The 321-nt window shown below is 52.6% G+C and carries 1 protein-coding gene; it reads right to left on the bottom strand.

Annotated elements, in window-relative coordinates; translation table 11 throughout:
- On the bottom strand, positions 1-321 hold a 321-nt coding region (locus tag OQX64_RS22370; RefSeq protein ID WP_265820424.1), incomplete at both ends, for a DUF6443 domain-containing protein.

Genomic DNA, 321 nt, shown 5'->3' with positions numbered 1-321 from the left:
GCTGTTCAACACAGGCTGCCAGGCATCGCCCGGGGCACCCTGCTCCAGCACCCGGTTCAGCGGGCTCACCTCAAAAACCGTCTGTGAAAAGGGTGTCGGGATCCTCACGATACCATTACTCATCTGTTCACCACTCTGGCTTCCTGAAACCGTATAAAAACTCAACTGCTCGCTTAATGCTGCTGACCGGTAGCTTCCATTGGTACCTGTTGCCGCATAAGGGAGGTATTTCTTATCCTCCCGGCCAAAGGCATCGTAAGCAAAGGGCTGAACCAAATCATTGAAAGCAGGGCTACCCTTTACCTGTACCGTTTGTAAAGG

Origin of the sequence: Pedobacter sp. GR22-10, from assembly GCF_026239715.1 — a bacterium.
Taxonomy (GTDB): Bacteria; Bacteroidota; Bacteroidia; order Sphingobacteriales; family Sphingobacteriaceae; genus Pedobacter.
Note: the sequence above shows the minus strand (reverse complement) of the source record. Positions and strands in the feature narration are given on the sequence as shown.